The following is a 2,623-nucleotide window of genomic DNA, read 5'->3' as shown; positions in this document are numbered from 1 at the left end:
GGGGGGAACCCAAATCCGCAGGCCTCCCCGGCCGGCAACGCGCCCCGAACGGCTCAGTGGAGCTCGATGGTCCCCAGGATGCCCGCCAGGGCGTCGCTCTGCCCCGTGACGGCCAGCATCATGTACTCGTCCTCCCCGCCCGTCAGGTACGCCTGCGTCTCCACGCCCCCGTTCCAGAAGGTGAAGCGGCAGTCTCCGTCCTCGTCCACCGTCGGGTCCGTCCCGCCCAGGGCCTTCGCCATGGCCTGGGCCGTCTCCTCCAGCGTGGAGGTCCCCAGGCTGTTGACCGTCACGCTGACCGCAGCGGACCGGTCGTCGGCCAGGATCGCCACCGTGCCGTTGCCCATATCCCGCGCCGACCACCCATCGGGAACGTCCACCGAAAAGCGCTGGAAGTCCTGCCGCGCGGCGAAGGCCGCGACCGCCACGACCAGCACCAGGGCCAGCGCGCACAAAGAACGTCTCATAATTAAGACGACCTCCCTCTAAACCTCAACTCGGTCCTCGCACGGGCCTTATGGGCCCATGACCGCGACTATTATACCAGCCCGCAGGGGATGAGGTTTGTTATCGAAAGTTATGGAGGGTTATGGGGGTCATTGGAGTTATGAGAGGGGAACTGGAGCGCGGGCCGGGACGCCGTGGTGAAGCGGGGCCGCCCCCGGAGGGACGGCCCCGCCCGATCGTCGTTCTTCGCCTACAGGCCCAGCATCCTGAGGATGGCCGCCTTGGGCTGCACGCCCACGGTGCGCTCCACCGCCTCCCCGCCCTTGAACAGGATGAGCGTCGGGATGCTGCTCACGCCAAAACGCCGCGCCAGCTCCATCTCCCGCTCCACGTTGACCTTCCCGACCTTGACCGCTTCCGCCTCCACCGCGACCTCCTCGACCACAGGGGCCAGCGCCCGGCACGGGCCGCACCACTCCGCCCAGAAGTCGAGGAGCACCGGCTTCTCCGACTTCATGACCTCGTCGTCAAAATTCGCCTTCGTGATCTCCACCGTCGCCACGATCGCGTTTCCTCCCTTAAGATTCAATTTCAAAAACTCGATTCAAAGCCCGTCGGCCCCGCTGGGGGCGAGCCACCTTCACTCCATCCCCTGGGGAGCGCGGCAGTAGGCCACCTTCAGCTCCTTCGGGTCAATGGCCCGATCCCGGCGGGCCCAGGCCACCTGGGTCAGCACCCGGACGTCGGGCCGCACCGCCCGGATGGGGAAGGTCAAGTCCGCCGCACGGGCCGCGCGCTGCGGATCGTCCGATATGGCCTGGACCCCGGGGTGGCAGGCCATCCACTCCGCGATGAACTCCCCTCCGTACTCCCCCGCGGGACAGCCCTCCGACACGCCGTGGGACGCCGCGTAGACGAAGCCGCGTCCGGCGTAGACCAGGGCCAGCACCGCCGTGCGGTCCGGGCAGGACAAGGCCAGCATCTCCAATGAGGGAACGGGCACCAGCCCCACGCCCAGGCCGAAGGCCAGCGCCGCCGCGTAGGCCGCCCCCACGCGGATGCCCGTGAAGTAGCCCGGTCCACTGGTCACGGCCACGAGGTCCAGGTCCTGCACCGCCCAGCCAGCCCCCTCCAGGAGGCGGGCCGCCATGAGTGGCAGCTCCGCCGCCTGGCACCGGCCCAAGTCCAGCGCCTCCGAGGCGACCTCCCGCCCCTCCTCGCCCAGCGCCACCCCCGTCAGCCTCAGGCTGCAGTCCAGCGCCAACACGCGGCCCCTCATCGATTCCCCTCCCAACCCGCGGCCTCGACGCCCGGACACCCGGTCCGCGCCGCCTCCGCGAGGGCCCGGAGCACCCCCTCCGCGCCCGCGCCCGCCGCGCTGAGGGACAGCCGCCGGGTGCCCTCGTCCAGCGCCTCGATGCGGACGTCCAGGACGTCCTCCCGCGGGGGGAAGGACCAGCGGTCCGGCCACTCCACCAGGAGCGCCGCGTCCGGCAGCCCCGCGTACTCCTCCAGCCCCAGGGCGTCCGCGCCCCCGGCGTCCAGGCGGTAGAGGTCCGCGTGGACCAGGAGCAGGGCCGGCGTCCGATACTCGTTGACCAGCGTGAAGGAGGGGCTGCGAACGCCCTTCGCCCCCAGCTCGTCGCCCACGCCGCGGACCAGCACGGTCTTGCCCGCGCCCAGGTCCCCCCGAAGGAGCACCGCGACCCCCGGCCTCAGGGCGCGGCCCAGGAGCCGGCCCAGGTTCCGGGTCGCCCCCTCGGAGGACGACCTCAGGGCCAGAGTCGTCATTCCTCCCTCTCCTTCTCGATGCGTTCCTGAAGCGCCCTCTCCTGCCGCTCGCGCACCACGCGGGCGCGGTGGCGCATCGTGACGCGCAGCACGAAGCAGGCCACGACGATGCAGGCGATGGAGATCACCCGGCGGGGGACGCTGATGTCCACGCCGCCCGTGCGGTTCACCCCGATGAGGACCGCCGCGGCCACGGCAAAGCTCAAAAGGCTCGTGAAGAGGCCCCGCCGCCGGATGCGCTCCGTCTTGCGGATCTCCTCGGCCCAGTCCACGCGCCGGCGATGGCGGTAGCTCACGACCGGAGCTCCCCCAGCACGAGGCGCATCGCGTCCGCGATCTCGCTGGCCAGGACGCCGTCGACACCGCCCGCAGCCAGCCACTCCCC

General features: G+C 71.0%; 5 protein-coding genes. All 5 read right to left on the bottom strand.

The window, feature by feature from the left end:
* Nucleotides 1–53 precede the first annotated feature (53 nt).
* A complete protein-coding gene (locus tag SY1_RS08390; protein ID WP_015556773.1) occupies nt 54–467 on the bottom strand; it encodes a hypothetical protein in 414 nt (137 codons plus the stop codon).
* A 230-nt stretch (nt 468–697) separates the two neighbouring features.
* Nucleotides 698–1,042: a thioredoxin gene (gene trxA / locus SY1_RS08385; RefSeq protein ID WP_243440638.1), complete on the bottom strand. Its 345-nt coding sequence runs from the start codon at nt 1,040–1,042 to the stop codon at nt 698–700.
* A 45-nt stretch (nt 1,043–1,087) separates the two neighbouring features.
* A complete protein-coding gene (gene tsaB / locus SY1_RS08380) occupies nt 1,088–1,726 on the bottom strand; it encodes a tRNA (adenosine(37)-N6)-threonylcarbamoyltransferase complex dimerization subunit type 1 TsaB (RefSeq protein ID WP_015556772.1) in 639 nt (212 codons plus the stop codon).
* Complete coding sequence (gene tsaE, locus SY1_RS08375; RefSeq protein ID WP_015556771.1) at nt 1,723–2,238, bottom strand: tRNA (adenosine(37)-N6)-threonylcarbamoyltransferase complex ATPase subunit type 1 TsaE; 516 nt, start codon at nt 2,236–2,238, stop codon at nt 1,723–1,725. Before tsaE ends, tsaB begins: the two co-directional genes overlap by 4 nt.
* Complete coding sequence (locus SY1_RS08370) at nt 2,235–2,534, bottom strand: hypothetical protein (RefSeq protein ID WP_208873413.1); 300 nt, start codon at nt 2,532–2,534, stop codon at nt 2,235–2,237. The genes tsaE and SY1_RS08370 overlap by 4 nt, the downstream gene beginning before the upstream one ends.
* Between the last annotated feature and the right edge of the window lie 89 nt (nt 2,535–2,623).

Source organism: Fretibacterium fastidiosum, assembly GCF_000210715.1.
Lineage (GTDB): Bacteria > Synergistota > Synergistia > Synergistales > Aminobacteriaceae > Fretibacterium > Fretibacterium fastidiosum.
The sequence above is the reverse complement of the archived record's forward strand: the minus strand, read 5'-3'. Positions and strand labels throughout refer to the sequence as shown.

Bases quoted from the DNA above. Each gene is read 5' to 3' on its own strand.
- tsaB (WP_015556772.1), bottom strand. From the start codon at position 1,726: ATGAGGGGCCGCGTGTTGGCGCTGGACTGCAGCCTGAGGCTGACGGGG.
- tsaE (WP_015556771.1), bottom strand. From the start codon at position 2,238: ATGACGACTCTGGCCCTGAGGTCGTCCTCCGAGGGGGCGACCCGGAAC.
- SY1_RS08390 (WP_015556773.1), bottom strand. From the start codon at position 467: ATGAGACGTTCTTTGTGCGCGCTGGCCCTGGTGCTGGTCGTGGCGGTC.